We start from the raw sequence: 26326 nt of genomic DNA, 5'->3' as shown, positions 1-26326 counted from the left end.
GCCGTGATGGTCCGGCCACTGCGTACCGATGGCTGTCTGGTTCCTCCTGCCCCTGCTGCTGCTGGCCGCCGTTGCCCTGCTGCTGCTGCGCCGCTCGCGTCTGCGTCGCCAGGCGCCCAAGCTGCTGGGACGCACCCTGTTCAACCTGACCACCGGCGACATCGTCCAGTACGACGGCCGCGACTGGGTGGTGGAGGACCGGCTCCTCTACGACGACGGCGGCTTCCAGTGGCTGGAGTATCTGCTGCGCGACGGCAGCGATGGTCGCTGGCTCAGCGTCTGTGAGGACGACTGGCTGGAGGTGAGCTGGCTGGAGGACGCTCCGGCCTCGGAGCTGGAGGGTCTGAGCGCCGATTTTCCCGATCACCTGCGCTGTCGCGGCCAGCTGTATCACCTCAAGGAAACGGGCCGGGCCTCGGTGAGCGCCGCCGCCCGGGTGATGAACCGCCGCCTGCAGGGCTGCCGCTTCGGTGATTACGAGGGGGAGGAGGGCCGCGTCCTGTCGCTGGAGCGCTGGGAGGAGGGGGACGATCCCGGCCCGCCGGAGCTCAGCCTGGGCCGGCGCATCGACCCGGCCGCCCCGGTGCTGCTTCCCGGTGATGGCCGCACGGTTTACCGCTGAACCGCTGATCGCTAACGGGCTGACGTCACCAGCAGGGCCAGGGCGCTGGAGAGGCTGTCGGCCGATTCGGGGGTGCGGTCGCGACGCCAGCGCAGGATGCGTGGGAAACGCACAGCCAGGCCGCTGCGGTGGCGGCTGGAGCGTTGCAGCCCCTCGAATCCCAGGGTGAAGACCTGCAGCGGATCGACGGCCCGCACCGGACCGAAGCGCTCGGTGGTGTGGCGGCGGATCCAGCGGTCCAGCTCGGTGATCTCGCTGTTGTCGAGCCCCGAATAGGCCTTGGCGAAGGTGACCAGGCGGCCGTCGCCGTCCCAGAGACCGAAGGTGTAATCGGTGTGGAGATTGGCGCGGCGGCCGCTGCCGGCCTGGGCGTAAAGCAGCACGACATCGAGTTCCATCGGCTCCAGCTTGTGTTTCCACCACAGTCCGCGGCGCCGGCCGACGCCATAGGCCGAATCGAGGGCCTTGAGCATCAGCCCCTCGGCGCCCACCGATCGAGCCTGCTGGCGCAGGGCTTCAAGATCGTCCCAGCACCCCAGCGGCAGCAGAGGGGAGAGGCGCAGGAGCCCGGCGGCGGGGGTGGAGGCCGTCTCCGGCAGCCGCCGCACCAGGTCCTCCAGGGCGGCGCGGCGCTGGCTCAAGGGGTCGGGGCGCAGGTCCTGTCCCCCCTTTTCCAGCAGGTCATAGGCGACGAAGGCCGCCGGGCATTCCCGCAGCAGGGCGGCGCCGGGTTTCTGGCGCCCCAGCCGCCGTTGCAGGGGGCCGAATCCGGCGGGCTGGGTGGCCTGTGCCGGCCAGACAGTCAGCTCCCCATCCAGCACCGTGCCTGGCTCCAGAAGCTCGGCGACGGGCTCCAGCTCAGGGAAGCTGGCATTGATCAGCTCCTCACCGCGGCTCCAGAGAAAGGTCTGGCCGCTGCGCCGGATCAGCTGGGCCCGGATCCCGTCCCACTTCCACTCCACCTGCCAGCCGGCGGGGTCGCTGGCGGCCAGGCGTTCCGCCTCCAGGGGGGAGGCCAGGCAGAAGGGATAGGGACGGCTGATCGGGGCAGTTGCATCGGCCTCCAGGGGCGCCAGCAGGGCCTCCATCGCCGCGGCGGAGGGCTCGAAACCGCCCATCAGCCGGTGGGCCAGCTCCGCCTCCTCCAGCCCTGACACCTGGGCCAGCGCCCGGGTGACCAGGCCGGCGGCCACCCCCACCCGAAAGCCGCCGGTGAGCAGCTTGTTGAACAGGAAACACTGGCCGTCGGGCAGGGCCGCCCAGGTCGCCAGCACGGCTTCCGCCTGCGCCTCGGCCTCCAGAACGGCCAGAGCTGGCAGCCGATGTTCCATCCATTCGGCCAGGGGCAGCTCCAGGGGCGGGGCCGGCGGCAGGCTCAGCTGGGGGAGCAACAGGGCGATGGTCTCGGCCGAGTCCCCCACCTGGGCATGGCAGGACTCAAACAACCACTCGGGCAGCCCGGAACGCTCCAGGCAGATCTGCCGCAATCTTCGGCCGGTGATCAGCCGCCGCTTCCGCTTGCCCAGCAACAGGGCCAGGGCCCAGGCGCCATCGGCCGGCCCAACCGCCTCAAGATGGTTTGCCAGCGCGTCCACCCGGGATCGGGTGCCGGCGGCGCGCTCCAGTTGCTGGATGAGGTCGGCGAAGGCCTGCATGGGCTCAGGGCACCGATGCCGCTGCCGCACCTTCCATCTCACCCTCTTCGCTCTCCAGGCCTTCAAACGCCCGCCCCAGCGGTTCCGCCGCCAGGCCTCGCTCCTCCCGCAGAAAACGGGCCAGCCCGTCGCTGTTGCCGTGGGTCACGTACACCTGGCCGGCACCGGTGTCCCGCACGGTGCGCAGCAGGCCGTCCCAGTCGGCGTGATCGCTGAGGGCGAAACCCCGCTCGAACCCACGCCGCCGCCTGGCCCCCCGCACCGCCATCCAGCCGCTGACGAAGGCGGTCTGGGGAGCCTTGAACCGCTTCATCCAGGGGGAGCGATGGGCCGATGGCGGAGCGATCACCAGGCGCCCCGCCAGCGATTCGCCGCGGGGGAGCTCACTCAGCGGCCGTGTCGGGGGCAGCACCACCCCAGCGCTCCGGTAAGGCGCCATCAGGGCCTGCACCGCCCCGTGCAGCAGCACCTCCTCCTCCACCCCCAGGGCGGCCAGTTCCGCCAGCAGCCGCTGGGCTTTGCCGAAGGCATAGGCGAACAGCAGCGAGGGTTGCTGGGGGGCCTCGCGCCACCAGGCCAGGATCTCGGCCGCCACTTGCCGGCCGGGGCGCCAGCGGTAGATCGGCAGCCCGAACGTGGCCTCGGTGATCAGCACGTCGGCGGCCACCGGTTCGAACGGGGCGCAGCTGGGGTCTTCATCCCGCTTGTAATCGCCACTGATCAGCCAGCTCTCTCCGCCGGCGCTGATCCGGATCTGGGCCGAGCCCAGGACGTGCCCGGCTGAATGGAACGACACCATGGCCCCGCCGAGGCGCCGCACCTCTCCGTAGTCCACCCCGGTCAGGGTGATGCCGGCCCCCAGACGCTGCCGCAGCACGCCCTCGCCCGCCCGCACCGCCCAGTATTCGCTGCAGCCCGGCCGGGCGTGGTCGGCGTGGCCGTGGGTGATCAGGGCGCGGCTGACCGGCCGCCAGGGGTCGATCCAGGCTTCAGCGGCCGGACAGTAGAGCCCCTCGGGTGTGAGTTGGATCAGGCCGTCGGCCGGCAGGACCATGGTGCGCGCAGGCCCGGATGGCTCCGATGGCGGTGGGTGCCGGCATCCTGGCGAACCTGCCCCGTTGACGGCGAGGGCGCAGCCCCCTAGCCATGGGTCAGTGATGTTCTGCGGCCCCATGGCACTCGACACCCATCGCGAGGACCTGGAGGCCACCGCCCTGGCCCTGGCGAGGCCGGGCACCGGTCTGCTGGCGGCCGATGAATCCACCGGCACGATTGGCAAACGCTTCGAAGCGATCGGTCTGGCCAACAGCGAGGACAACCGCCGCGCTTACCGCACCCTGCTGGCCACCGCCCCCGGCCTCGGCGAGACGATCAGCGGCGTGATCCTCTACGAGGAAACCCTGTTTCAGCAGGCCGCCGACCTGCCGGGCCAGCCGGGTGGATCGATCCTCGAGCTGTTCCAGGCCCAGGGGCTGGTGGCGGGGATCAAACTGGATCTGGGCGTCGAGCCCCTGGCGGGCGGCCTGCCCGGCGAGACCTGGTGCACCGGGTTGCGAGGGCTGCGGGAACGGGCAGCCCGGGCCTACGCCCGTGGCGCCCGCTTTGCCAAATGGCGCGCGGTGCTGCGCATCAGCGCCGATGGCTGCCCCTCGGAGCTGTGCGTGCGCGAGAACGCCTGGGGCCTGGCCCGCTACGCCCGCACGGCCCAGGAGGAGGGGCTGGTGCCGATCGTGGAGCCGGAGATCCTGATGGACGGTGACCACGACATCCTCACCACCGCGGCGGTGCAGGAGTGGGTGCTGCGCAGCGTCTACGAGGCCCTGGGCCAGAACGGGGTGTTCCTGGAGGGCACCCTGCTCAAGCCTTCGATGACCCTGCCCGGCGCCGACAGCTCCGAGCGCCCCAATCCCGAGCAGGTGGCCGCCTTCACCGTACGCACCCTGCGGCGCAGTGTTCCCCCCGCCGTGCCGGCGATCCTGTTCCTCTCAGGCGGCCTGGGCGAGGAGGAGGCCAGCGTGTTCCTTTCGGCGATTCACCATGCGGCCCCCGACGCTCCCTGGCACCTGGGTTTCTCCTACGGCCGCGCGCTGCAGCACTCGTGCCTGAGCCACTGGCAGGGGAGTGACACGGCGGCGGGTCAGGCGGCTCTGCTGGCCCGGGCCCGGGCCAACGGCGCGGCGGCTCGCGGGACCTACGTGGCCGGCTCCGAACCCTCCGATGACGCCGCCTCCCTGTTCGTGGCCAATTACAGCTATTGAGCCAGGGGCCGTGCCTCAGGCACTCATCGCCAGCATGCGCTCGATCGGCACCAGGGCCCGCTGGCGGATCTGCTCATCAAGTTCGAGGGCCGGCGCCATGGTGTGCAGGCACTGCCACAGCTTCTCCAGCGTGTTCAGGCGCATGTAGGGACAGGCGTTGCAGCTGCAGCCGTCCGCTCCCGGGACTTCATAGAGGGTCTTACCGGGGGAGCGGCGGCGCATCTGATGCAGGATGCCCGGCTCGGTGAGCACGATGAAGGAGGGGGCGGCACTGGTTTCGGTGCGCTGCAGGAGCTTGCTGGTGGAGCCGATGAAGTCGGCCAGATCCAGCAGATGCTGCTGACACTCCGGATGGGCGATCACCTCGGCTTCGGGGTGTTCGAGGCGGAGCTGCAGCAGGGCCTGCTCGCTGAAGGTCTCGTGGACGATGCAGCTTCCCGGCCAGAGGGTCAGCTCCCGGCCGCTCTCGCGGGCGACCCAGCGGCCCAGGTTCTGGTCGGGGGCGAACAGGATCGGCCGGTCGGCCGGCAGCTGCCGCACCAGGTGCACGGCGTTGCTGCTGGTGCAGATCAGGTCGCTCTGGGCCTTCACCGCCGCCGAACAATTGATGTAGCTCACCACGATGTGGTCCGGGTGGCGGCGGCGGAAGTCGGCAAAGGCCTCGGCCGGACAGGCATCGGCCAGGCTGCAACCGGCCTCAAGGTCGGGCAGCAGCACGGTCTTGCCCGGGTTGAGGATCTTGGCGGTCTCGGCCATGAAGTGAACGCCGCAGAAGACGATCACATCGGCTTCGGTGCTGGCCGCCCTGCGGGAGAGCTCAAGGGAATCACCGATGAAATCGGCGCAGTCCTGGATGGCGTCGTCCTGGTAGTAGTGGGCCAGGATGATGGCGTTGCGGTCCTTTTTCAACGCCTCGATGGCGGCAGCCAGTTCGTGGCGAGGAGGAAACGGCCTGGTTCCTGCGGCGGTCGCAGCAGCAACATCGCCCTGTTGGGGGTCATGGTGGAGCGGTGCCTGGGTCAGCGTCTGCGTGAAGACCAACCGATGCCCCTTCTCATGCACGATGATCCCACTCTAGGAAGCGGTTGGTATTGGCTGAGCTGAACATCGCCATCGCCGGGGATCTGCACGATCAGTGGGACCGCAGCGACCACGAGGTGCTGGATCGGATCCGTCCGGATGCCCTGCTGCTGGTGGGAGATTTCAGCGACGGCAAAAGTCGCATCCCCGAACGGCTCGCCACCCTCGAGCTGCCGGTGGCCTGCGTGCTCGGCAACCACGATGCGGGCAAGGACGGCAGCGGTCGCACCCTGCGGCACCAGATGGAGCTTCTGGGTGATCTCCATTGCGGCTGGGGCCTCAGGGAGCTGCGTCCCCCGGGCCTGGCCGTGGTGGGGGCCCGTCCCGGGACCGCCGGTGGCGGCTACCACCTCTCGAAGGCTGTCAGAGCCGTCTATGGGCCGGTGGGCCTGCAGGAGTCCGCCGAACGCATCACCCGGGCGGCCCTATCGGCCGATCCCCAGCTGCCGCTGGTGCTGCTGGCCCATTCCGGCCCCAGTGGCCTGGGCAGCCAGGTGGACGACCTCTGCGCCCGCGACTGGAAGGCCCCCGCCTGCGACTGGGGCGATCAGGATCTGGCCCTGGCGGTGGACCAGATTCGCCGCCGCCGACCCCTGCCGCTGGTGATCTTCGGCCACATGCACCACGCCCTGTGCCACCACCAGGGGGAGAGGCTCAGCTTCCGCCGCGACGCCCAGGGCACAGCTTTCCTCAACACCGCCTCCGTGCCCCGTCACGGGGTGGATCAGCAGGGGCGGGCCCTGCGCCACTTCAGTTGGGTCGTGTTTGACGACAACGGTGACCTGCGCCATATCAGTCACCGCTGGTATGGCATCGATGGCGCCCTCCACTACGAGCAGACCCTGTGGACGGCCTCCCTGCCAGCGGCAGGCGTGCTGAGTCCTTGCTGATTCACGCCTGCATCAGCAGCCATGGCTTCGGCCACGGTTCCCGCACGGCGTCGGTGCTCTGTGAACTGGCTGCCCTGAAGCCCGACTGGCGTCTGGTGCTCTCCACCGCACTGCCCGAAGCGTTCCTGCAGCTTTCCATGGGCGAGGTTCCCTTCGAGCACCGCCTCTGTCGCTGGGACGTGGGGGTGATCCAGGCGGATGCCCTGGGGGCTGACGCCGCCGCCACCCTGGCGGCGCTCCATGACCTGGAGCTGGATCTGCCCGACCTGGTCGAGCGCGAGGCCCGTTGGCTGGAGGCCCAGCACCAGCCAATCCTGGTGCTCGGGGATGTGCCCCCGGCGGCGGCCCTGCTGGCGAAACGCCTGCAGGTGCCCCTGGTGTGGCTGGCCAGCTTCGGCTGGGACACGATCCACGCCCCCATGGGCCCCCCCTTCCAGCCCTTCGTCGAACACCATCGGCAGCTCTACGCCCAGGGGGATCTGCTGCTCCGTTGCCCCCTCTCCCTGCCGATGGATTGGGGTCTGCCGGAGGTGATGTTGGGCCTGACGAGCTCCAGGCCCCGGCTTGATTTGGAGTGGCTTGCCCGCGAGCTGCACCTGCCGCCTGATCGGCAGCGGGTGGTGCTGGTGAGCTTCGGGGGCCTCGGCATGGCCATCGACCCGGCCCTGCTGGCCCGCTGGCCTGAGCACGTGTTCATCGGGCCGGAGCCGCTGCTGGCCACGGTGCCCAACGGCCGTTGTCTGCCGGCGGGGATACGGCCCCTCGACCTGATGCCCCTGGCGGGACGGCTGATCACCAAACCCGGCTACAGCAGCTTCTGTGAGGCCTTCAGCCAGGGGGTGGGCATCCACCTGGTGCACCGGAGCGGATTCGCCGAAGCGCCCGTGCTGGAGGAGGACCTGCGCAACCACGGCTGGCACCGGCTGCTGAGCCAGGAGGCCTTCCGCCTGGGCGATTGGCAGCTGGATCAGCCCCTGCAGCCCCCCCGGCACGGCCCCCTGCCGCTCGATGGGGCTTCGACCGCCGCCCGGGCGATCGTTTCGCTGCTGGATGGACGATCAGCACTGCCTATGGGGTCTGGCTTCAGGATTTGATCATCTGTTCATCGACGTCGAAGAACTTCAGTGCCTGGCTGTAACTCGAATGCAAAGCGTCATTCTTGATACCAGTGGACAGTTGTTTGACCGTCACGTACATCAAATCGTTTCGGCACATTCATCGGCAAATTACCGCCAAGTCCTGGTGCATGGAATCACTATTCCTCGCCACGGGATCGCTGGTTCTTCCTGATGCCGTTCCCCAGAAGACCTGGTCACATCAAGCACATTCCGTCGGATTAATTCCGTTCTCCATCTAACGGATTTTTCCCCCACTTGTCCTTTACGACCGTTTCTCTTGCCGAACCTTCAGCGCCGTCACCTTGTCCTCGCCTTTGCTGGCCTGAGCCTTGCTGGCCCAGCCACTGCCGCTGAGGCCTCTCTCGCCTGGCAGCTGGGCCCTGAGGCCCGTGTGGCCCCCGCCAGGGTCGCGATGATGACGCCACTGCCGGCCGCGCCCCGGGTCTTCGCCATCACCCCGGAACGCCGGGCCCTGCTCAACACCATCCGCTACGCCGAAGGGACCTGGGCCAACGGCCAGGAGGTTGGTTACCGCATCCTCTTCGGCGGCAGCCTGTTCGATTCCCTCGACCGTCATCCCAACCGGGTGATGCGCACCGCCCGTTACGCCAGTGCGGCGGCAGGTGCCTACCAGTTCATGCCCTTCACCTGGGACATGGTCACCCGCGCCATGGGCATCCCTGACTTCGGCCCCGAGTCCCAGGACCAGGCCGCCCTGTTTCTGGTGCAGCGCCGCGGCGCCCTGCACCTGGCCGACCGGGGTGAGCTGAGCCCCGACCTGGCGGCCCGTCTGGCCCCTGAGTGGGCCTCCTTCCCAACCCTGGCCGGTCGCAGCTTCTATGGGCAACCCGTCAAGCGCCTCAACGACCTGCGCCGCTTCTACGAGCAGAACCTGGCCCAGCTGCGTAACGAAGCGGCCGCTGTCTGGGAAGACGTCGCCATTCGTCAGCTGCCTCCGGCCTGTAACGATTCCAGCCTCTCCTGCCAGCTGGAGCGGGTGGGAGGCCCTTCCACCGCACCCTGAGCAGGATTCCCGAACCGGTTCGGGGCGTTCAGCCTTCGCCCTTGCCCTGCAGGCGTACGCCGCCCAGGGTTTTCTGGGCGATCAGGTAGGCCACCACTGAAGCTCCAAGGAACCCCAGCACGTTGCGCAGCAATGGCAGCACGTCGTTGGTGCGGGTGATGATCGGCCCCATGCCCAGGGCCACGAACAGGATCACCCAGAGGGGAGAGAGCAGCAACACCCAGGTCCATTCGACCCGGCGCCCCTCCTGACGCGGGAAGGCGGCGAACCCCACGATCAGGCCCCCGAGGATCGACGTGCAGAGCGTGAGAATCCACTGTTCCTGGGGTAAGCCCGGCACCACCTGGCAACCACCGATGGCCAGGCACCCCTTGACGGCATGGATGGCCGACAGGATCGAGCCGTCCTCGCCGTGGTCACGGACGTAGAACTGGTTGCCGTAACGGGTCTGGAGTTCCACCCAGAAGGTGCGAGGCATCAGGGCGAACAGGGCTTCGCCCACGTTGAAGTTCAGCAAGTTGCCGCCCCTGGGATCGGCAACCAGCAGCAGGCTGCGCTCGTCCAGGTCCCAGAAGCCCTTGACCGCCAGGCCTGGGGTGCGCTCGTACTGGGTCAGCACCCTGAGCTTCCAGCCGCTGGAGGCTTCGAAGCTCTCCAGTTCGGCCTCCAGTTCGCCACGTTCACCGTCCGTGAGGGCCTTGGCCAGGTCGATCACCGGGGTTGGGTGATCGGGCAACAGCTGGGGGTTGTCAGCGGCGTAGGCCGCAGCTCCCAGACCCGGCAGCAGCCAGGTCACCAGCACCAGGGTGAGGGTGGCCAGGCCTGCCGCCAGCCGCGGTCCGAGTCCACCGCGCCAGCTGCGTCCCCGGTGATCCCGTGGCGTTCCCGCCGCTGCCGGTGTGCCTGTCGCCATCGCTCGTGCTCCCATCGTTCAGCATTCTCACTGAGTCACCCTGACGCCGCGTGCAGACCCCCCTTCGAAGCCCCACGCCGGTACCCGAATGGCTCGGCCAGCGGCTGCGGGCGGCGGGCGGTTCGGTGCCGTTCCACGCCTACATGGACTGGGTCCTGCATGATCCGGAGGTCGGCGCCTATGGCAGCGGCCGCCTGACCATCGGCCCCCGAGGGGACTTCGCCACCGCCCCCTCGCTCGGGGCTGACTTCGCCCAGCTGCTCGCCCCCCAGGTGGCCCAGTGGTTGGCCCTGTTGCCGGCGGAGGCCCCCTTGGCCCTGGTGGAGACCGGACCGGGTGAGGGACACCTGGCCCAGCAATTGGCCGAGGCGCTCCACGCCGGCTGGCCCGAACTGGCCGGGCGCACCGAACTGGTGCTGGTGGAGCCGAATGCCGGCATGGCCCAGCGGCAGCGCCAGCGGCTCCGTGCCTGTCCGCTGGCGGTGCGCTGGATCGATTTCGATGCCTTGGCAAGCGCTCCCCTGCGGGGTGTGGTGCTGGCCCATGAAGTGCTTGACGCCCTCGCCATCGAGCGGATCGAGCGCCAGGACGATCACTGGTGCCGCCAGCGGGTCGTTCTGCGGGGGGACAGCCTGAGCCTGGAGGCCGCCGAGCCCCTGGAAGGGCCTGTGCTTGAGCAGTTGGAATCCCTCGGCCTTCTCCCCCTCGATGGAAGCCGCCCTCAGGGCTGGAGCACGGAGCTCCATCCCGGGCTGGAGCCCTGGCTGGCCGCCTGCGGCAAAGCGCTGAGCGAGGGATGGTTGCTGGTGATCGATTATGCCCACGAAGCACGCCGCTATTACGCTCCCCACCGCTCCAGCGGCACGTTGATGGCCTACCGGCGCCAGCAGGCCAGTGACAACCCGTTGCTGGAGCCTGGTCTGTGGGACCTGACGGCCCATCTCTGCCTCGAAAGCCTGGAGACGGCGGCCCTGGCCGCAGGCTGGCGGCCCCTCGGCGGCTGCCGCCAGGGGGAGGCCCTGCTGGCGCTGGGCTTGGCCAGCCGTCTGCATGCGCTTCAGCACGAGCCGGGGTCTCGGCTGGCGGAGCTGTTGCAACGGCGGGAGTGTCTGTTGCGGCTGGTGGATCCCGCCGGGCTCGGTGACTTCCGCTGGTTGGCCTTCCGCTGGGGGTCACCGGTGTCGGGTCAGGCTCCGAGGCCTGAGCCAGCACCCCTGTTTCTGCGCCAGCCGAGCGTCTGATCGGCGGCCTTGCCGTTCAATCCCCCTATCAAGGGCCAAGTAACTGCGTCAGTGCCATGCAGGCGGCTCAGAACCACTCCGACTGGGCGTCCGCCTTGGGGTTCACTTTGGCGTGGGGGGTGGTGCGACGGAACTCCATGGTGATGCTGCGCTTCTGCTCCCCGTCGGCGGCCAGGGCCTCGATCGGATAGAGCTGCTGGCCATCCCGGAAGGGCACCTGGAGCCGGAAGGTGCCATCAGACGACAGGGGAATCTCCTCCCCGCCGATGGTCAGTCGGGCCGAGGGATCAGTGGCGCCGTACACAATCAGTTCGGCATCGGCGACCAGCCAGAAGGAGCGCTGGCGAGCGGCCACACCGCCGATGCCGGAGCCGCTGCGGCCGGAGGCCCAGGGGCCCGCACCGGAAGCCGAGAAGTCGCCGCCGCCATACAGACCGGAAGCGGAATCGATCTCATGAAACGCCTCCGACCCCCTTCCGAGGGGGCGCCAAGGGCTGGTGGCGCTCTGGTAAAGCCGCTCGTGCAGGTCGTTGATGATCTCCCCGGTCGGCGCAGGAGCGGGCGTGCCGTCAACCGCCGGAGGCATGGAGAAGGCCACGAAGGGGTCGGGCACGCTGATGGCCGGGCTGTCCAGAACGGGGACGTGGGCCGTGGCGGAAAACGCCATGGAAATCCAGCCGCCGCTGCCTCCCTTACGGAAGCCGAGCTCCACCCTGTAGTCGCGACCGGACAGGGGCACTGGCAGGTACCACTCGGTGGCCTGGCTTTCGACCACCACTTCCTGGAGGGTGTGGGGATGGGTGGAACCGCCGTCGAGTCCGGTCACGTCGGCGACACGCAGGCAAAGCTGGGTGGCGCCATCGGCCTGGGCCCGGCTCCTGTCGGCCGGGTTGATCGACCAGCGCACCTGGGACCACTGGGGATCACGGGGCAGAAAGGCCACCCAGGAAGCCTCTCCGCCGCCCCCGCTCGGGGCCGCCACGGCAGGGCTGGCGGGGAGTGGGGACACTGCCTCAGGGGAAGGATCCGGAGCGGGTGATGACTCCGGCCCGGCCGACTCGTCCCGGCCGCCGAGCCCGATGGTCCTGGCCAGGGCGCCGAGTCGTCGCAGGGGCTGGCTCAGAAAGGTGGTGAACCGGCTGGGACGACTGCTCATGGGCCGTGAGGAATAAAAACCTTCCGGTGATGGTCTCCGATCCAGGGGGCCCGCGCCTTCCCTGTCAGCGAACAACCACGTTCGAAGCGGCGACCGCCAGGGCGGCTCTGATCGTGGCGGGATCGACGTCGTCGCGGATCGCGACCGATCCCACACCGGTGGGCAGCACGAAGCGCACCTTCCCCTGACGCACCTTCTTGTCCGCCTGCAGGGAGGTCAGCACCGCTTCCGGATCGAGGGCCGGCCAGCCCATCGGCAGCCCAGCGGCCGCCACCAGCCGGCGCTGCCTGTCCTGATCCGCCTGGCCCCACAGACCCATCGCCACGGCGATGTCACCGGCGGCGACCATGCCCAGGCCCACCGCTTCCCCGTGCAGCCAGGTGCCGTAGCCACTGAGGTTTTCCACCGCATGGCCGAGGGTGTGGCCGTAGTTGAGGATCGCCCGCAGGCCCCCTTCCCGTTCGTCGGCGGCCACCACCCGGGCCTTGGCGGCGGCGGAGCGCTCGAGCAGGCGTTGCAGCAGCTCGGGCCCGATGGCTTCGCGGCTGGCCAGGCCGCCCTGGGGATCCCGCTCGGCTGCCTGCTCCAGGTCGTTGAAGAGCTGCTCATCGCCGATGACGGCGTACTTGATCACCTCGGCCATGCCGGCGCGGAACTCCCGCTCCGGCAAGGTGACCAGCACCTGCGGGTCGATCAGCACCAGCTTCGGTTGGTGGAAGGCGCCGATCAGGTTCTTCCCCCCCGGGTGGTTCACCCCCGTCTTGCCGCCGATGGCGGCATCCACCATCGCCAGCAGGGTGGTGGGCACCTGCACCACAGCGATGCCCCGCAGCCAGGTGGCGGCGGCAAATCCGGCCATGTCGCCCACCACACCGCCCCCCAGGGCGACGATCAGGGAGCTCCGTTCCAGGCGGTGGGCGAAGGCGGCGTCGTGGATCGCCGCCACCGTGGCGGGGGTCTTGCGTTCTTCGCCGGCCTCCAGCACCAGGGTCCGCACCACGAACCCGCTGGACTCAAGGCCCGTCAGCGCTTCAGCACCATGGAACCCCTGCACCTCCGGGTTGGTCACCACCAGCACCCGGGTGCCGCTCTGGAAGCCGCGCTCGACCAGGAAGGAACCCAGGCGGCCGAGCAGGCCCTCACCGATCAGGATCGGATAGGGATCGGCGCTCAGGGACACCGTGATGGTGCGGTGGTCCTGCGGCACGGACGGGGTTTCAAGGGTGGGCTGAGGCTAGGCCGGTGCGGTCTGGCTCCCGACCACGGCCAGCACCGCCTCGCCATAACTGGCGAGCTTGGCTGTGCCGATGCCGGTGATGCCGGCCAGGTCCTCGAGGACGGTGGGCCGGCGTTCGGCGATGGCGATCAGGGTGCGGTCATGGAAGACCACATAGGGCGGCAGACCCTGCTGGCGGGCCTGCTCCAGCCGCCAGGCCTTCAAGGCCGCCAGCAGTCCCGGATCGGCGTTGTCCGCAGGGGCAGGCGGCCCGCCCCCTGCCCCTGCCCCGACCGCCGCACCGCGACGCTGCTTCGCCGCCGGCGGCAGTCGGATCTCCAGGCGGGTCTCGCCGCGCAGCAGGGGCCGCACCAGCGCGTCGTCACCGAACTGCAGGCCCCCATGGCCATCGGCGGCGGCCACCAGGTAGCCCCTGGCGGAGAGCTGGCGGAACAGGCTGCGCCACTGGCCCCGATCCAGTTCCTTGCCGATCCCATGCACCCCCAGCTGGTCATGGCCGAGGCTGCGGATCCGGGCTGTCTCGCCCCCCAGCAGCACGTCCACCAGGTGGGCGGCGCCGAAACGTCCTCCGGTGCGATAAACGGCGGAGAGGGCCTTGCGGGCCGGCTCGGTCACGTCCGCTCCCTGGTTCGGCTCCAGGCAGACGTCACAGTTGCCACAGTCGCTGCTGTCCGCTTCGCCCAGGTAGCTCAGCAGGATGCGGCGGCGGCAGCTGGAGGCTTCGGCAAAGCCGATCAGGGCGTCGAGGCGGCCGTGCTCGATCCGCTTCTGGGCCGGATCGGCGTCGGAGTCGTCGATGAAGCGACGCAGCGGCGGCACGTCACTGGAGCCGTGCAGCATCCAGGCGACGGCAGACAGGCCATCCCGGCCCGCCCGGCCCGTCTCCTGGTAATAGGCCTCCAGGCTCTTGGGCAGGTCCACATGGGCCACGAAGCGCACGTCCGGCTTGTCGATGCCCATGCCGAAGGCGATGGTGGCCACCACGACCACGCCGCTGCCAAGGCGGAAGCGCTCCAGGGCGGCGCTGCGGGTCTCCGCGGCGAGTCCGGCGTGGTACGGCAGGGCGTCGTGGCCAGCGGCCTTCAGGGCGGTGGCGAACTCCTCGACCCGCTTGCGGGAGCGGGCATAGACAATGCCGGAATGGCCCCGCTGGGTGTCGAGGAACGCAAGCAGCTGGCGCCGGGGTTCGCTTTTGTCCCTCAGCACGTAGCGGATGTTGGGCCGATCGAAGCTGGCCAGGAACACCGCGGCCTGCTCCAGGCCCAGGCGCGCCACGATCTCGGCCCGGGTGCGGGGATCGGCGGTGGCCGTCAGGGCGATGCGGGGAATGGCGGAGAAGCGCTCGGCGAGCACCGCCAGCTGCAGATACTCGGGCCGGAAATCGTGGCCCCACTGGGAGACGCAGTGGGCCTCATCGATGGCGAACAGGGCCAGGGGCAGATCGGCGAGCCGCTCGATCAGATCACCGTTCAGCAACCGCTCCGGCGACACGTAGAGCAGATCAAGCTGGCCGCCCTGGAGCTGCCGCCAGGTGGCCGCTACCGCATCGGCGCTTTCGGCTGAATGCAGGGCGGCCGCCCGCACGCCCGCCTGTCGCAGCGCGCCCACCTGGTCCTGCATCAAGGCGATCAGCGGCGATACCACCACCGCCGTCCCCGGCCGGCAGAGCGCCGGGATCTGATAGCAGAGCGACTTGCCGCCACCGGTGGGCATCAGCACCAGGGCCGAGCCCCCTGCGCAGACATGCGCAACGATGGATTCCTGGGGGCCGCGGAAGGCGTCGTAGCCGAAGACGTCCCGCAGCACCTGTTTCGGGTTCGCCGTCATCGTGATGGCGGATCGAACGGCATCGGTGGCTTCCAGCCTGGCTGCCGATTGTGCAACGCCCCACGTCCGGCAGGATGCACCGATGGCCACACCCACCCCATCTGCGCCGGCACCCGGCCGCTCTGCCTGGGCGTTTCTGGCCCCCGCCCTGCTGCTGCTGGCGGTGTCGGTGCTGATTCCAGCGGCCATGGCCCTGGTGATCAGCTTCACCCGCACGGGGCTGGATGTGAGCGAGCCGCTCACCTTCGTGGGCCTGGCCAACTTCCGCCGGCTGCTGGCCGATCCGATGCTGCTGCGGGTGACCGGCACCACCTTTCTCTATCTGGTGGGGGTGGTGCCACCGATCGTCCTCGGGGCCCTCGGCCTGGCGGTGCTGGTCAACCGCCAGCTGCCGGGCATCCACTGGTTCCGCGGCGCCTTCTATACCCCGGTGCTGGTGTCCCTGGTGGTGGCGGCGATCGCCTTCCGCTGGCTCTATGCGGAAAACGGTCTGGTCAATGGCTGGCTCGGCGCCCTGCTGGGCGATCGCTTCATGCCGATCGGTTTTCTCACCTCCACGGGCCTGGCCCTGCCTTCCGTGATGTTGGTCACCCTGTGGAAGGGCCTCGGCTACTACATGGTCATCTTCGTGGCCGGCCTGCAGGGCATCTCCGCCGATCTCTACGAGGCGGCGGCCCTGGATGGCAGCGAGGGCTGGCGCCGCCACCTGGACATCACCCTGCCCCTGCTCAGGCCCTACATCACCCTGGTGGCGGTGATTTCAGCCATCGGGGCCACCAAGGTGTTCGAGGAGGTGTACCTGATGACCCAGGGGGGGCCGGCCGACAGCACCCGCACGATCGTCTACTACGTCTACGACCAGGCTTTTTCGGAGCTGGAGATCAGCTACGCCTGCACCGTGGGGCTTGCTCTGTTCCTGATCGTGCTGCTGCTCAGCCTGCTCCGCTACGCCTTCGCCGCCGAGAACCCCCTGCAGTGAGGATCCTCCCGGCTCTGAGGTTGGGCGTTGACGCCCTAGTGGCAGGCTGGACCACGGTTCGAATGACCTTGCAGGGTGCAGACCATCCCTGACACCGATCCCCAGACAGAACCCGCTGCGATCGATGCCATCGGCATCGTGGGGGGCGGCCAGCTGGCCTGGATGCTGGCCCATGCCGCCCGGGACCTTGGCGTCGCCCTGCATGTGCAGACCCCCGGCGCCGACGATCCGGCCACCCGCGAGGCGGCCAGTGTGGTCCTGGCCCCCGTCGATGACGTGGCCGCCACCCGGGAGCTGGCCAGCCGTTGCCACGCCATCAGCTTCGAAAACGAGTGGATTCCCCTGGAGGCCCTACGGGCGCTTGAGGGGCCTGGCCTCCAGTTCCTGCCAGGCCTTGACGCCCTCCAGCCCCTGGTGAACAAGGCGGGCCAGCGGCGCCTTCTGGCCGAGCTGCACCTGCCGTCCCCCCGTTGGTTCCCCCTGGCCGATGTGTTCCAGCCCTCCTCCACCCCAGCGGATGGGGGGCAGGCCTTGATGCCGCCGACACTGCCCCGTTCCCTCCCCTCGCCAGCCGCTCCCCGCCTGCCCCAGGGTTTTGACTTCCCGATGATGGCCAAGGCCAGCCGCGGGGGCTACGACGGCCGGGGCACGGTGCCCGTGGCCGACCTGGCCGCACTGGAGGCGCTGCTCGCCAGGGTCGTCCCCGACGACTGGATCCTCGAGGAGCTGGTGCGCTTCGAGCAGGAGCTGGCGCTGGTGGCCTGTCGCGACCAGCACGGCACGGTGGCTTGCTATCCCTTGGTGCAGACGCACCAGCACCGCCGTGTCTGCGACTGGGTGCTCTTCCCTGCGCCGGTGGATCACCGGGTCGAGGTGTTCGCCCGCAACGTGGCCGCTTCCCTGCTCACCGCCCTCGACTACGTGGGCGTGCTGTCGATCGAGTTCTTCTACGGGCCCTCGGGCCTGCAGGTCAACGAGCTGGCCCCCCGCACCCACAACTCCGGCCACCTGACGATCGAGGCCTGCCGCACCAGCCAGTTCTCCCAGCAGGTGCGCATCGTCGCCGGGCTGCCGATGGGCAGCACCGACGCCGTGGTGCCCGGTGCCCTGATGGTCAACCTGCTGGCGCCGGAGGGAGGCGATGCCGACCAGCTGGAACGGCGCCGCGCCCTTGAGGCGCTTCCCGGCGCCCACCTGCACTGGTACGGCAAGCAAGGCGGCGGGGCCGGCCGCAAGCTGGGCCACCTCACCCTGCTGCTCGAGGGCCGCAACGACACCGAGCGTGAGCTGGAGAAACAGCGCCGGCTGGCGGAGGTGCGGGCCATCTGGCCGCTGCCGGACCAACCCACTTAGGATGGGTTCGGACTGCTGTGTTGGTGACTGCCTTTCACAGTTTTCTGATCTGACTCCCTTTCGACGCGGGGAGTCTTCAGCGACGGCAACGTATACCGGCTTCACGGCCGGAAACGAAGCCCCGCCCCTGACTCCCCACCTGGTTCATCCAGGTCGAACACTGGGGCAAGACGGCACGGCGGTCCACCCCTTTCTGCTTTGATCAACGGGTTTTGATCAGAGCGTCTCGATCAGATCCTCTGCTGAGTAACGCACCTTCGCGAGGGCTGCATAGCGGTCCTCGGGATCGCGGTAGCCCGCCGCACAGACAACACAACTTCGGTAGGGGCTGGTTTCCAGCTTGAGAATCCTGTCGTAATCGGCCGGGGAAAAGCCTTCGATCGGGCAGGTGTCCACGGACAGCAGCGCCGCCGCCGTCAGAAAGGTGCCGAGGGCGATGTACACCTGGTTGCTCGCCCAGCGATCGATCACCGCGCTGCGGGGGCCATGGATCAGATCCTTGGCCATCATCGCCCGATACGGGGCCAGCTGCTCGGGGTCCAGCCCCCTGGCGTCGGCCGTGGCCTGGATCAGCCGATCCAGATCGGCCTCCTCGATCGTCCGGCGGACCAGAAAGACCACCAGGTGGGAGCAGTCCGTGATCTGGGTCTGGTCCCAGGAGTGGGGTTTCAGGGTCGCGCGCAGGGTTGGGTCCTCGATCACCAGAAACTTCCAGGGCTGCAGCCCGTAGCTGGAAGGGCTCTGCACCAGGGTGTCTTCAAGGGCCGACCAGGTGGCTGATGGAATCCTGGCTCCGGCCTGGAAACTCTTGGTGGCGTAGCGCCAGCGCAGGGCTCCGGCGAGGTCCTCAGGGGTGAAGGCCATGGGAACGTGGCTGGGGATCCGCATCATGGCGGGCTCACCAGGCAGGCATGCTGGTGCAACGTCCATCCGCCGCCGTGATCAGCGAGCTTCCGAACTTCCAGTCGTCGTTCGAGCGCCTCCTGGCCCGCGCCCCGGGCCCCATCTTCCCCCGTGCCAGGGCTCTTTATCTGCAGAAGTACCCCCTGGAAGAGGAGAGCCAGGGTGACTTCCGCACCTTTCTGCTGGAGGAGGACATCCAGGAGAGTCCCGCCGGTGCTGTGAGGATCCGGGCCCTGGCCCTGGCCGTTGTGGCCTGGGGCCAACCCAGCTTCGATACGGACGCTGCGGCCGCCTACCTGGAGCGTCGCTGGGGGCTGCGGCCCCACGATCTGCAGGAGGTGGAAGGGGCAAGCTGGTTCCGCCAGAGCGGGGCCTATGGCCGCTTCCGCACCCCGGCTGTCTACGAGCGGGTCGCCCCCACCAGCCTGCTCAGTTCGTCAGCCGATCCAAGGCCTCCTGCAGCTGATCCCGGTTCAGGCGCGTGACCACAAAGACCTCCTGAGCCGTGCTGCCCCTGCGGGCCAGCAGCTTGTGTCCTCCGGTGATCGGGCTCGAGACCCGCAGCCGCAAGCCGATACTGCGGCCCTTCACCCGTGAGATCACCGCCGGAGTGATCGTGTCGATGTCCGGCAGGGTGGCCAGACGCCGCAGCAGCGGGATCAGACCCTCCACGTAGGTGCTGTGGGTGATCACCAGCCGAGCCATCGCCGTTCCTCAGCCCTGGCCCAGCGGTGCCATGGTCAGCCCTTCGGCGCTGAGCAGCTGGTGGTACAGCTCCCCCTGCTCCAGCGGACCACTCCAGACCACCGCCGAACCTTCCCCATCGATCCGGTGGGCCAGGCTCCAGGCCTGATCGGGCTGCATGCCGGGCAGGTGTCGCACCAGGGCTTCCACCACATGCTGAAACGTGTTGACGTCATCGTCGAGGACGATGACGTTCACCTGGGGGTAGCGCTGCTGGAGGCGCTGCCCTGCCTGGGCGGGACTTCTCGTTGGAGCGACGACCATGGGCCTTCAGCGGCTGCCGGTCACCAGCGTAGGTAACATGCGCTCACCCCTGATTCGGGCTCGATGTTGATCACCCTTGGTTGGTCCGCCCTGGCGGCCATCTTCACCTTCTCGATCGCCATGGTGGTGTGGGGCCGCAACGGTGACAACAGCATCGGTTTCTGATCTGGCCTTCCCCACCACCACCCTGCTGGCGGGTCTGGCCTCCGCTCTGCTCCTCTTCGTGAGCATCGGCGTCATTTACCTGTCCACGGTCGAATGGCGTGACCGGCGCCGCCGTCGCTCCACCGAGGGCCGCCCCCGCTCCTGAGCCCTTTCACTGAGCCTGGTGTCGCTGGCTTTTCGCTCCGTGGCTCAAGCAGAGCAGGGCATCACCCACCTAGGCCGAACCCTGTCGGCGTTTGCATGAGTCGTCCGTTCGATCGTCTGCGACGTTCTCTGGCGGCGCCGGCCCTGCCCCGGCTGCCGCTGCCACGGCTGCCGCTGCCCCCGCTGCCGCTGCCCCCACTGCCAGCCACCACGGCCACGCTGCTGTTGCTGTTGCTGCTGCCGAGCCTGACCCTGTGGCGCTGGCCCAGGCCCAGGGCCCAGGGTCTGGAGCAGCTGATGGCGGCCAGCAGCCTGCTGCAGAGTTTTGCCGCCAGTCCGGAGCGGCCCGTCCCAGCCCTCTGGCGCGAGCGCTTCGGGGACACGCCGGCCAACCGGCTGTGGCGGGAGCAACGCCGCACCTGGTGGCAGTTCTGGGGGCCCCATGCCGACGGCGGGGCTTACCTGGCCGTCCAGGACAATGCCGGTGCCGGCTCCCAGCGCCCCCTGCCCGCCCATGGCCTGCGGGTGGGGAACCTGCTTGTGGTAGCACCGGATGCCCTCTCGCGGCGCCTGCTCCAGGATCAGTTGCGGCCCGATCAGCGGGCCGGGCGAGGCCTTTACAGCGCCTGTCTGCCCCGGCTGGAGAGCGGTCAGGGGGTGTTCTGGAACGCCTCCGGCCTCGGGGCGCTGGTGGGCCCCCTGGCCCCACTGCTGGAGGCGTACCAGGAGGGTTGCCTGTCCCTGTCGCTGGAGTCCTCCGAGCTGCACTGGCGGGGTGAAGCCACCGACCGTGCCGCGGCGGCAGGTCGGGCCGAATCCGTCCGGGCCCCCGACGGCGCGGCCTCCACCCTGCCGCCCCTGCCACCCGACCTGCTGCTGGAACTTCAGGGATCCTCCCTGGAACAGTTGTTTCGTGGGTTGCTGTCCCGTCAGCTGATCCGGGATCCCCTGGCGGCGCGCTACGGCATCGACACCAAGGGCCTGGCGTTGCTGCGGCGATCCCCGTTCCGTCTGCGGCTCCAGCCCCAGGCCAGCGGCCCCTTCCAGGCGTCGCTTGAGCTCCAGGTGGCAGTTGGCACCGACCGTCAGGCCTGGCGACAGCTGTTGCTCGGTCTGGCCCGTTCCCTGCAGGCCCAGGCCCTGGAGGAGGTGCCCGTTACTGGATCAGCGTCCCAGGACCGGACGGCCACCTGGCGGCGGGAGGATGGCGTGGTGCTCGGTGGCTGGCGCTGGATCGGGGACAACGGGCCCAGGCCCCAGCTGCTGCTATTTCTCGGACCGGTTCCGTCCCGCTGGCAGACCATGGCCACCACCGGAGAACAGGCACCCGGCTCCGGTTCGCTGTGGTTGCGGGTCCGCCCCCAGGGCCTGGATCAGCTGGGCCTGCTGCCCGAACCGCTGCCGGAACTGGTGCGTCGCGCCGACCAGTTGGCGATGGAGGCTGCCCCGGGCCCAGGTGGGGTCAGCTGGCTGAGGGGACGCCTTCGGGTGATCCCGTGATCTCCTGCCGTTCGCGCCGGCGGCGCTCGGCGGCCACGGTTTCCTCCATCAGCTCGACGGCCATGGACATCTTCTCGAGGTTGCTGGCGTAGAGCGAGAGGTCCTTGTCGAGCCGGTCGCGCAACAGGCCGATCGAGGCACCGATGTCGTGGGCGAGCTGGCGCAGGGCCTGGGGCTCCATGGCGTCGTCGGCGAGGGCCTGCTCCAGCAAAGTGAGCAACCCCACGGCCATCAGGCGTGAGTAGTGGAAATCCGACCGGCGGATGCTGGCCAGGGCTGTGGCTACCGGTGCTGGTGCCCCTTCCCCCTGGGCTTCGATCCACTGGCGCACCTCCTGCTGGCTGTGGCGCCCCATGGCCGCAAGGGCCTCATCGCACTGGCGGCGCAGATCGGGGCCGTCGTAGCCGGAGGAAGCGCACAGGGCCTCAAACAGGGGTCCCTTCTGGTCCTCGGGCCGATAACCGCGGGCGAAGCCGTCGAACACCTGAACAAGCCCAACGGCGAACAGGGGGTCACTCTGGAAGCCCTTCTGGCGGCTCAGCAGGTGGAGCTCCACCAGCAATTCGTCAACCATGCGCCGGTAGAGGGGACCGATGACATGGGGGAAGGCGCCATGGAAGGCACGCTTGCTGTCAGCGACGGTGAGAGCAGCGCTCACGCGGTTGGATTCTTCGTTGCTGCGACCATAGCGCTGCAGGCACTCGACCCGTTCCGCGGCTGGGTAGGATCGTTTCAATCGTCTGTCTGGAGCCCATGATCCCGATCGTCATCGAGGAGTCGGGTCGCGGTGAAAGAGCCTTCGACATCTATTCCCGCCTGCTGCGGGAGAGGATCATTTTCCTCGGGGAACCGGTGACGGCCGAATCCGCCAACCGCGTGGTGGCGCAGCTGCTGTTTCTGGAGGCGGAGGATCCCGAAAAGGATATCTTCCTGTATGTCAATTCTCCGGGTGGTTCGGTCTACGACGGCCTTGGGATCTTCGACACCATGCAGCACATCAAACCCGATGTTCAGACCGTCTGCGTGGGCCTCGCCGCCAGCATGGGAGCCTTCCTGCTCTGCGCCGGAGCCAAAGGCAAGCGCAGCAGTTTGACCCACTCGCGGATCATGATCCACCAGCCCCTCGGTGGGGCCCGCGGCCAGGCCAGCGACATCCGCATCCAGGCGGACGAGATCCTCTACCTCAAGGACAAGCTCAACCGGGAGCTGGCCAGCCGCACCGGCCGTGACCTCGAGCAGATCCAGATCGACACCGACCGGGATTTCTTCATGTCCCCGGCCGAAGCGATGGCCTACGGCTTGATCGATAAGGTGATCGAAAAGCGTCCCATCCGTCCGGTCTGACGCTGATAAATGATCAATGTTGTTGACCGCGTTGATCTCAACAACGCAATCAACCACAAAAAAGGCCTGCAGATGCAGGCCTTTTCCATGAGTGGGTGGCGATAACTCCTCGCCTCAGGGGGCCTCGGCGGCATCCGCAACAGCCACTTCCTGATGGTTGGCCGACGCCAGGTCCGCCGCTGTGAGCAGGGGGGAGAAACGGTCCTTGTCGGGAATGGTGGCGAACTCCGAGACGATCAGGCGGAACTCATCGCCATCGAGACTTTCCTTCTCGATCAGCAGCTCCACCAGCCGGTCCATGCAGGCGCGATGCTCGGCCACCAACTTGACGGTGTCGGTGTAGCAGCTCTGAACAATGTGACGCACGGCCCCATCAATCTTGTGGGCGATGGCATCAGACACATCGCTGCGGGTCATCAGGTCGCGGCCCAGGAACACCTCCTGGTTGCCGGCCTCCAGCGACATCGGGCCCAGTTCACTCATGCCGAAGCGGGTGACCATCTGCCGGGCCATCGAGGCCACCTGCTGGATGTCACCGCCGGCGCCGGTGGTGACCTCGGAATGGCCGAACACCACATCCTCGGCGGCACGGCCGCCGAGGGCCCCCATGATGCGGGCCCGCAGCTGGGCCCGGCTCACCAGCATCTGCTCTTCGTCGGGGGCGAACCAGGTGAGTCCCTGGGCCTGGCCTCTGGGAATCAGGGTGACCTTCTGGACGGGGTCGTGCTGCTTCACCAGGGTGCCCACCAGGGCGTGGCCCACCTCGTGATAGGCGATCAGGCGCTTGCTGCGGCCATCGGTGAGGGGCTTGCCCTCCATGCCGGCGATGATCCGATCGACGGCGTCGTCGATTTCCGCCAGGCCCGTGGCTTCCTTGCGGCGCCGGGCCGTGAGGATCGCCGCCTCATTGAGCAGGTTGGCCAGGTCGGCGCCGGTGAAGCCCGGCGTGCGGCGGGCAATCATCTCCAGGGAGACATCCTCGGCCAGCTTCTTGTTACGGCTGTGCACCTTCAGGATCGACAGGCGACCCTTGATGTCGGGGGCATCCACCTGCACCTGGCGATCGAAACGGCCGGGCCGCATCAGGGCTGAGTCGAGAACGTCGGGGCGGTTGGTGGCCGCGATGATGATGATGCCGCTGTTGCCTTCAAAGCCATCCATCTCGGTGAGCAGCTGGTTGAGGGTCTGCTCCCGCTCGTCGTTGCCGCCACCGATTCCGGCACCGCGTTGCCGACCGACAGCATCGATCTCATCGATGAAGATCAGGCAGGGGCTGTTCTCCTTGGCCCGCTTGAACAGGTCGCGCACCCGGCTGGCGCCGACACCGACAAACATCTCGACGAATTCCGAACCCGATAGGGAGAAAAAGGGCACCCCGGCCTCGCCGGCGATGGCCTTGGCCAGCAGGGTCTTGCCGGTGCCCGGGGGGCCCACCAGCAGCACGCCGCGGGGGATCTTGGCCCCAACGGAGGTGAAGCGTTCCGGGGTCTTGAGGAAGGTGACCACTTCCTGCAGGTCCTGCTTGGCTTCCTCGACGCCGGCCACGTCATCGAACTTGACACCGGTTTCGGCTTCCATGGCGAAACGAGCCTTGGACTTACCGAACTGCATCGCCTGACCAGGCCCACCGGGCATGCCCGAGGAACGCCTGGCCAGGAAGATCAACGAACCGATCAGCAGAAGTGGGAACAGCAGGTTGCCCAGCAGGCCCAGGGCCGGTGGCGTCGACTTCGGGGGATGGACATCGAAGCTGATGCCCTGGTCCTTGAGCTTGTTGATCAGCTCAGGGGCGACGCCGGGAAGATCCACCCGCAGCCGTTGCACCCGGTTGTCGAGGTCGGGATCGACCGCTTCGATCACAGCGGTGCGGCCCCCGTCGTAGATGTCGACTGCGGTGACCCTGCCCGCTTCGACGTAATCGAGGAAGCGGCCGTAGCTCATGCGGGCCACGGCGGCATTGCGGGGCGCAGTGGTGTCACCGGTGGGCCCGGGCGCCAGCCGTCCCCCTGAACTCAGCAACTGCCAGCCCAGGAACAGGGCCACGGCGATCGGCAACAGCCACAGGGTAAGGACACGCCAGCGCTGATTCATGGTTGTGAAGCTTTTGCACAACCTTAAGAGCGGCCGGCCCTGCAGCGGGAGCCTTTCGGCGTCAAGCTTGACGTCCTCGGCGGTCGGTTCCGCTCGGCTCAGCCCGCCTGCAGCCAGGGGTTGGTCTCAATGCCACCCACGGCAGGGTCGTGGACAGCCACGGCAGAGTCGGGAATCGGAGCCGATTCCATGACCAGTTCGCGGGCCTCGATCGATTCGAGCAGTTCGGGGCCGCCCAGACCATGGGTCCAGATCTCGACTTCGCTCCTGGATGGACATTGAAAGGTCAGGAGTTCAAAAGGAAAGACGACCCGTTCCAGGAAGAACTGTTCCGGCCCGATGCAGCGCAGGATGATCATGCGGTCGGATCCATTCCGGTAGCCGCAATCCACCTGTTCCGTCCTGGCCAACTGTTCCAACACCTGCATCCGGCGGCTTCAATACCATCAAGACATTCCGGCTGTGGGGATTTGGTGACGAAGGCGACGGATTGCCACTCTAAAGATTTTCTTCTGTTCTCTCTGGCCCTCTGGGTGGCTGGTGCCGCCGGCCTCGCTGCGATGACGCAGGGATGACGCTGCAGATCAGAGGCTTCGCAGGGCCGCAATCGGATCCAGCCGTGCCGCGCGCCGTGCCGGCACCACGCCGAAGAACAGACCGATCGAGCCGGACAGACCCACCGTGAGCAGGACCGTGCTCGCTTCGATCGTGGCCGGCAGTGGGGTGAGGGCCCCGACCAGGGCCACCGTGCCCAGCCCCAGGGCACTGCCGATGACGCCACCGAGGCTGGCGAGCACCAGGGACTCCACCAGGAACTGCAGCAGCACGTCACTGCTGCGGGCGCCGAGGGCCTTGCGCAGGCCGATCTCCTCGGTGCGTTCGCTCACCGACACCAGCATGATGTTCATGATTCCGATTCCCCCCACCAGCAGGGACACCGCACCGATGGCCCCCAGCATCAGGGTGAGGCCGCCGGTGATCGTGCCGACGATGGTGAGGGCATCCTTCTGGGAGCGCACCGCGAAGTCGTCCTCCCGCAACAGCCGGTGCCGCTGGCGCAGCAAGTTGGTGATCTGGAAGGCTGCAGCTCCGGTGCTGGCTTCGTCGCGGGCTTCCACGCTGATGAACGTGAGGCTGATGCCGAAGGTGGGATCACGCCCACTCAGCTGGCTCACCATGGTGGTGAGCGGGATGTAGGCGTTCTCGTCCTGGTTGGATCCGAACACGGCGCCCTTCGGTGCCAGTACGCCGATCACTTCGAACGACTTGTCGCGGATGCGCAGCTGGCGCCCCAGGGCTTCGCCGGTGGGCATCAGCTTTTCCTGCAGGTCAGGGCCGATCACCACCACGTTGCGGGCCCCCTGCACGTCACGCTGGTCGATGAAGCGGCCCCTGGCCACCTCAAAGCTGCGCACCGGCAGGAACTCGGGCGTCACGCCCGACACCGATACCGAGGAGCTGAAACCACCGGCCTGGGCCACCTCATTGAGGGTGATCTGGGGGGCGACCCGGCGCACACTTGGCACCTGCTCGGCGATGGCCTTGGCGTCCTCCAGCACCAGGGTGCGGGGCATCTCGATCCCCTGGCGCCGCGTGTCATTGTTGCCGGGCACCACAAACAGCACGTTGGCGCCCAGGGTGCTGAGCTGGCTCTCGGCCAGGTTCTGGGCGCCCCGGCCGACGCCCACCAGGGTGATCACCGAGGCGTTGCCGATGACGATGCCCAGCATGGTGAGCAGGCTGCGCAGGCGATTCGAACGCAGCGTCAGCAACGCCATGGCCACCGTTTCGCTCAGGGGCAGCTTGGAGGCCATGGCG

27 protein-coding genes and 1 other RNA gene are annotated in these 26326 nt (G+C 68.4%); 14 read left to right on the top strand and 14 right to left on the bottom strand.

Translation table 11 applies throughout. The features are described from left to right. The first annotated feature begins 28 nt into the window (after positions 1-28). Positions 29-622, top strand: a complete 594-nt coding sequence (locus tag KUG43_RS10620) for a DUF4178 domain-containing protein (RefSeq protein ID WP_216908804.1) — start codon at positions 29-31, stop codon at positions 620-622. A gap of 11 nt (positions 623-633) precedes the next feature. Here KUG43_RS10620 and KUG43_RS10615 read toward each other — a convergent pair whose 3' ends face one another. Both KUG43_RS10615 and KUG43_RS10610 read right to left on the bottom strand, forming a co-directional pair. Then, the gene (locus KUG43_RS10615) at positions 634-2277 is read right to left on the bottom strand and encodes an ATP-dependent DNA ligase (RefSeq protein ID WP_216908803.1); all 1644 of its coding nucleotides are present in this window, start codon (positions 2275-2277) and stop codon (positions 634-636) included. 4 nt (positions 2278-2281) lie between these two features. Continuing rightward, a complete protein-coding gene (locus tag KUG43_RS10610) occupies positions 2282-3331 on the bottom strand; it encodes a ligase-associated DNA damage response exonuclease (protein WP_216908802.1) in 1050 nt (349 codons plus the stop codon). Positions 3332-3449: 118 nt separating this feature from the next. On the opposite strand from KUG43_RS10610, the gene KUG43_RS10605 reads away from it, so the two are divergent. Next, entirely contained in the window at positions 3450-4535 is a 1086-nt protein-coding gene (locus KUG43_RS10605) for a class I fructose-bisphosphate aldolase (RefSeq protein ID WP_216908801.1), read from the top strand. Between the two features lie 15 nt (positions 4536-4550). Here the strand turns inward: KUG43_RS10605 and nadA are convergent, their stop codons facing one another. Further along, positions 4551-5465 carry a quinolinate synthase NadA gene (gene nadA, locus KUG43_RS10600; RefSeq protein WP_286194667.1) on the bottom strand — a complete coding sequence of 305 codons (915 nt, stop codon included), beginning with the start codon at positions 5463-5465 and terminating at the stop codon, positions 4551-4553. A 161-nt stretch (positions 5466-5626) separates the two neighbouring features. Here nadA and KUG43_RS10595 point away from each other — a divergent pair, with 161 nt between their 5' ends. The 3 genes from KUG43_RS10595 to KUG43_RS10585 all read left to right on the top strand — a co-directional run bounded on the left by KUG43_RS10595 (position 5627) and on the right by KUG43_RS10585 (position 8647). Beyond that, positions 5627-6505 (top strand): TIGR04168 family protein, encoded by an 879-nt coding sequence (locus tag KUG43_RS10595; protein ID WP_216909073.1) that lies wholly within the window; start codon positions 5627-5629, stop codon positions 6503-6505. Then, positions 6499-7599, top strand: coding sequence for a hypothetical protein (locus KUG43_RS10590; protein ID WP_216908797.1), 1101 nt, complete (start codon positions 6499-6501; stop codon positions 7597-7599). Before KUG43_RS10595 ends, KUG43_RS10590 begins: the two co-directional genes overlap by 7 nt. A gap of 301 nt (positions 7600-7900) precedes the next feature. Further along, positions 7901-8647: a glycoside hydrolase family 24 protein gene (locus KUG43_RS10585; protein ID WP_216908796.1), complete on the top strand. Its 747-nt coding sequence runs from the start codon at positions 7901-7903 to the stop codon at positions 8645-8647. Positions 8648-8675: 28 nt separating this feature from the next. On the opposite strand, the gene KUG43_RS10580 is transcribed toward KUG43_RS10585, so the two are convergent. Continuing rightward, positions 8676-9560, bottom strand: coding sequence for a TPM domain-containing protein (locus KUG43_RS10580; RefSeq protein WP_286194624.1), 885 nt, complete (start codon positions 9558-9560; stop codon positions 8676-8678). A gap of 50 nt (positions 9561-9610) precedes the next feature. On the opposite strand from KUG43_RS10580, the gene KUG43_RS10575 reads away from it, so the two are divergent. Next, positions 9611-10801, top strand: a complete 1191-nt coding sequence (locus tag KUG43_RS10575; RefSeq protein ID WP_353618002.1) for a class I SAM-dependent methyltransferase — start codon at positions 9611-9613, stop codon at positions 10799-10801. A gap of 67 nt (positions 10802-10868) precedes the next feature. Here the strand turns inward: KUG43_RS10575 and KUG43_RS10570 are convergent, their stop codons facing one another. The 3 genes from KUG43_RS10570 to recQ form a co-directional block, all read right to left on the bottom strand. Continuing rightward, positions 10869-11957, bottom strand: a complete 1089-nt coding sequence (locus tag KUG43_RS10570; RefSeq protein WP_216908795.1) for a DUF4912 domain-containing protein — start codon at positions 11955-11957, stop codon at positions 10869-10871. A 64-nt stretch (positions 11958-12021) separates the two neighbouring features. Then, a complete protein-coding gene (gene aroB, locus KUG43_RS10565; protein WP_216908794.1) occupies positions 12022-13164 on the bottom strand; it encodes a 3-dehydroquinate synthase in 1143 nt (380 codons plus the stop codon). Between the two features lie 27 nt (positions 13165-13191). Further along, on the bottom strand, positions 13192-15021 hold the full coding sequence (gene recQ, locus KUG43_RS10560) for a DNA helicase RecQ (protein WP_216908793.1): 1830 nt from the start codon (positions 15019-15021) through the stop codon (positions 13192-13194). Between the two features lie 82 nt (positions 15022-15103). Here recQ and KUG43_RS10555 point away from each other — a divergent pair, with 82 nt between their 5' ends. From KUG43_RS10555 to ssrS, 3 genes are all read left to right on the top strand, one after another. After that, positions 15104-16000, top strand: a complete 897-nt coding sequence (locus KUG43_RS10555) for a carbohydrate ABC transporter permease (protein ID WP_216908792.1) — start codon at positions 15104-15106, stop codon at positions 15998-16000. Positions 16001-16075: 75 nt separating this feature from the next. Beyond that, entirely contained in the window at positions 16076-17353 is a 1278-nt protein-coding gene (locus KUG43_RS10550; RefSeq protein WP_353618001.1) for a 5-(carboxyamino)imidazole ribonucleotide synthase, read from the top strand. Between the two features lie 6 nt (positions 17354-17359). Continuing rightward, positions 17360-17542, top strand: a non-coding RNA gene (ssrS, locus tag KUG43_RS10545) — 6S RNA. Between the two features lie 27 nt (positions 17543-17569). Here the strand turns inward: ssrS and KUG43_RS10540 are convergent. Next, positions 17570-18217 carry an NAD(P)H-dependent oxidoreductase gene (locus KUG43_RS10540; RefSeq protein ID WP_216908791.1) on the bottom strand — a complete coding sequence of 216 codons (648 nt, stop codon included), beginning with the start codon at positions 18215-18217 and terminating at the stop codon, positions 17570-17572. A 74-nt stretch (positions 18218-18291) separates the two neighbouring features. Here KUG43_RS10540 and KUG43_RS10535 point away from each other — a divergent pair, with 74 nt between their 5' ends. Continuing rightward, entirely contained in the window at positions 18292-18741 is a 450-nt protein-coding gene (locus tag KUG43_RS10535) for a hypothetical protein (protein WP_216908789.1), read from the top strand. Here KUG43_RS10535 and KUG43_RS10530 read toward each other — a convergent pair. Then, complete coding sequence (locus KUG43_RS10530) at positions 18686-18961, bottom strand: DUF2103 domain-containing protein (protein WP_216908787.1); 276 nt, start codon at positions 18959-18961, stop codon at positions 18686-18688. The two genes, KUG43_RS10535 and KUG43_RS10530, sit on opposite strands and share 56 nt — an antisense overlap. Before the next feature lie 9 nt (positions 18962-18970). Beyond that, the gene (gene clpS / locus KUG43_RS10525; protein ID WP_216908785.1) at positions 18971-19264 is read right to left on the bottom strand and encodes an ATP-dependent Clp protease adapter ClpS; all 294 of its coding nucleotides are present in this window, start codon (positions 19262-19264) and stop codon (positions 18971-18973) included. Positions 19265-19327: 63 nt separating this feature from the next. Between clpS and petN the strand changes: the two genes are divergently transcribed. From petN to KUG43_RS10510, 3 genes are all read left to right on the top strand, one after another. Beyond that, the gene (gene petN, locus KUG43_RS10520) at positions 19328-19429 is read left to right on the top strand and encodes a cytochrome b6-f complex subunit PetN (RefSeq protein WP_015108283.1); all 102 of its coding nucleotides are present in this window, start codon (positions 19328-19330) and stop codon (positions 19427-19429) included. Continuing rightward, complete coding sequence (locus KUG43_RS10515) at positions 19407-19574, top strand: hypothetical protein (RefSeq protein WP_216909112.1); 168 nt, start codon at positions 19407-19409, stop codon at positions 19572-19574. Before petN ends, KUG43_RS10515 begins: the two co-directional genes overlap by 23 nt. A gap of 95 nt (positions 19575-19669) precedes the next feature. Beyond that, the gene (locus tag KUG43_RS10510; RefSeq protein ID WP_216908783.1) at positions 19670-21073 is read left to right on the top strand and encodes a hypothetical protein; all 1404 of its coding nucleotides are present in this window, start codon (positions 19670-19672) and stop codon (positions 21071-21073) included. On the opposite strand, the gene psb29 is transcribed toward KUG43_RS10510, so the two are convergent. Continuing rightward, on the bottom strand, positions 21036-21731 hold the full coding sequence (psb29, locus tag KUG43_RS10505; protein WP_216908781.1) for a photosystem II biogenesis protein Psp29: 696 nt from the start codon (positions 21729-21731) through the stop codon (positions 21036-21038). The genes KUG43_RS10510 and psb29 overlap by 38 nt on opposite strands. A gap of 95 nt (positions 21732-21826) precedes the next feature. Here psb29 and clpP point away from each other — a divergent pair, with 95 nt between their 5' ends. Then, the gene (clpP, locus tag KUG43_RS10500; protein WP_216908779.1) at positions 21827-22417 is read left to right on the top strand and encodes an ATP-dependent Clp endopeptidase proteolytic subunit ClpP; all 591 of its coding nucleotides are present in this window, start codon (positions 21827-21829) and stop codon (positions 22415-22417) included. Positions 22418-22531: 114 nt separating this feature from the next. Here clpP and ftsH read toward each other — a convergent pair whose 3' ends face one another. The 3 genes from ftsH to KUG43_RS10485 all read right to left on the bottom strand — a co-directional run bounded on the left by ftsH (position 22532) and on the right by KUG43_RS10485 (position 26322). Continuing rightward, a complete protein-coding gene (ftsH, locus tag KUG43_RS10495) occupies positions 22532-24508 on the bottom strand; it encodes an ATP-dependent zinc metalloprotease FtsH (RefSeq protein ID WP_216908777.1) in 1977 nt (658 codons plus the stop codon). Positions 24509-24606: 98 nt separating this feature from the next. Beyond that, positions 24607-24936 (bottom strand): DUF1830 domain-containing protein, encoded by a 330-nt coding sequence (locus KUG43_RS10490; protein WP_216908775.1) that lies wholly within the window; start codon positions 24934-24936, stop codon positions 24607-24609. A 156-nt stretch (positions 24937-25092) separates the two neighbouring features. Further along, positions 25093-26322: an ABC transporter permease gene (locus KUG43_RS10485; RefSeq protein ID WP_216908773.1), complete on the bottom strand. Its 1230-nt coding sequence runs from the start codon at positions 26320-26322 to the stop codon at positions 25093-25095. Between the last annotated feature and the right edge of the window lie 4 nt (positions 26323-26326).

It is taken from the genome of Synechococcus sp. CCY 0621 (assembly GCF_019038465.1).
Taxonomy (GTDB): domain Bacteria; phylum Cyanobacteriota; class Cyanobacteriia; order PCC-6307; family Cyanobiaceae; genus Cyanobium.
The sequence above is the reverse complement of the archived record's forward strand: the minus strand, read 5'-3'. Positions and strand labels throughout refer to the sequence as shown.

Coding starts and splice junctions, on each gene's coding strand:
- KUG43_RS10510 (WP_216908783.1), top strand. CDS start 19,670: ATGAGTCGTCCGTTCGATCGTCTGCGACGTTCTCTGGCGGCGCCGGCC.
- KUG43_RS10540 (WP_216908791.1), bottom strand. CDS start 18,217: ATGGCCTTCACCCCTGAGGACCTCGCCGGAGCCCTGCGCTGGCGCTAC.
- KUG43_RS10620 (WP_216908804.1), top strand. CDS start 29: ATGGCTGTCTGGTTCCTCCTGCCCCTGCTGCTGCTGGCCGCCGTTGCC.
- petN (WP_015108283.1), top strand. CDS start 19,328: ATGTTGATCACCCTTGGTTGGTCCGCCCTGGCGGCCATCTTCACCTTC.
- recQ (WP_216908793.1), bottom strand. CDS start 15,021: ATGACGGCGAACCCGAAACAGGTGCTGCGGGACGTCTTCGGCTACGAC.
- KUG43_RS10570 (WP_216908795.1), bottom strand. CDS start 11,957: ATGAGCAGTCGTCCCAGCCGGTTCACCACCTTTCTGAGCCAGCCCCTG.
- clpS (WP_216908785.1), bottom strand. CDS start 19,264: ATGGTCGTCGCTCCAACGAGAAGTCCCGCCCAGGCAGGGCAGCGCCTC.
- KUG43_RS10485 (WP_216908773.1), bottom strand. CDS start 26,322: ATGGCCTCCAAGCTGCCCCTGAGCGAAACGGTGGCCATGGCGTTGCTG.
- ftsH (WP_216908777.1), bottom strand. CDS start 24,508: ATGAATCAGCGCTGGCGTGTCCTTACCCTGTGGCTGTTGCCGATCGCC.
- KUG43_RS10580 (WP_286194624.1), bottom strand. CDS start 9,560: ATGGCGACAGGCACACCGGCAGCGGCGGGAACGCCACGGGATCACCGG.
- KUG43_RS10610 (WP_216908802.1), bottom strand. CDS start 3,331: ATGGTCCTGCCGGCCGACGGCCTGATCCAACTCACACCCGAGGGGCTC.
- KUG43_RS10615 (WP_216908803.1), bottom strand. CDS start 2,277: ATGCAGGCCTTCGCCGACCTCATCCAGCAACTGGAGCGCGCCGCCGGC.
- KUG43_RS10530 (WP_216908787.1), bottom strand. CDS start 18,961: ATGGCTCGGCTGGTGATCACCCACAGCACCTACGTGGAGGGTCTGATC.
- KUG43_RS10490 (WP_216908775.1), bottom strand. CDS start 24,936: ATGCAGGTGTTGGAACAGTTGGCCAGGACGGAACAGGTGGATTGCGGC.
- KUG43_RS10555 (WP_216908792.1), top strand. CDS start 15,104: ATGGCCACACCCACCCCATCTGCGCCGGCACCCGGCCGCTCTGCCTGG.
- clpP (WP_216908779.1), top strand. CDS start 21,827: ATGATCCCGATCGTCATCGAGGAGTCGGGTCGCGGTGAAAGAGCCTTC.
- KUG43_RS10605 (WP_216908801.1), top strand. CDS start 3,450: ATGGCACTCGACACCCATCGCGAGGACCTGGAGGCCACCGCCCTGGCC.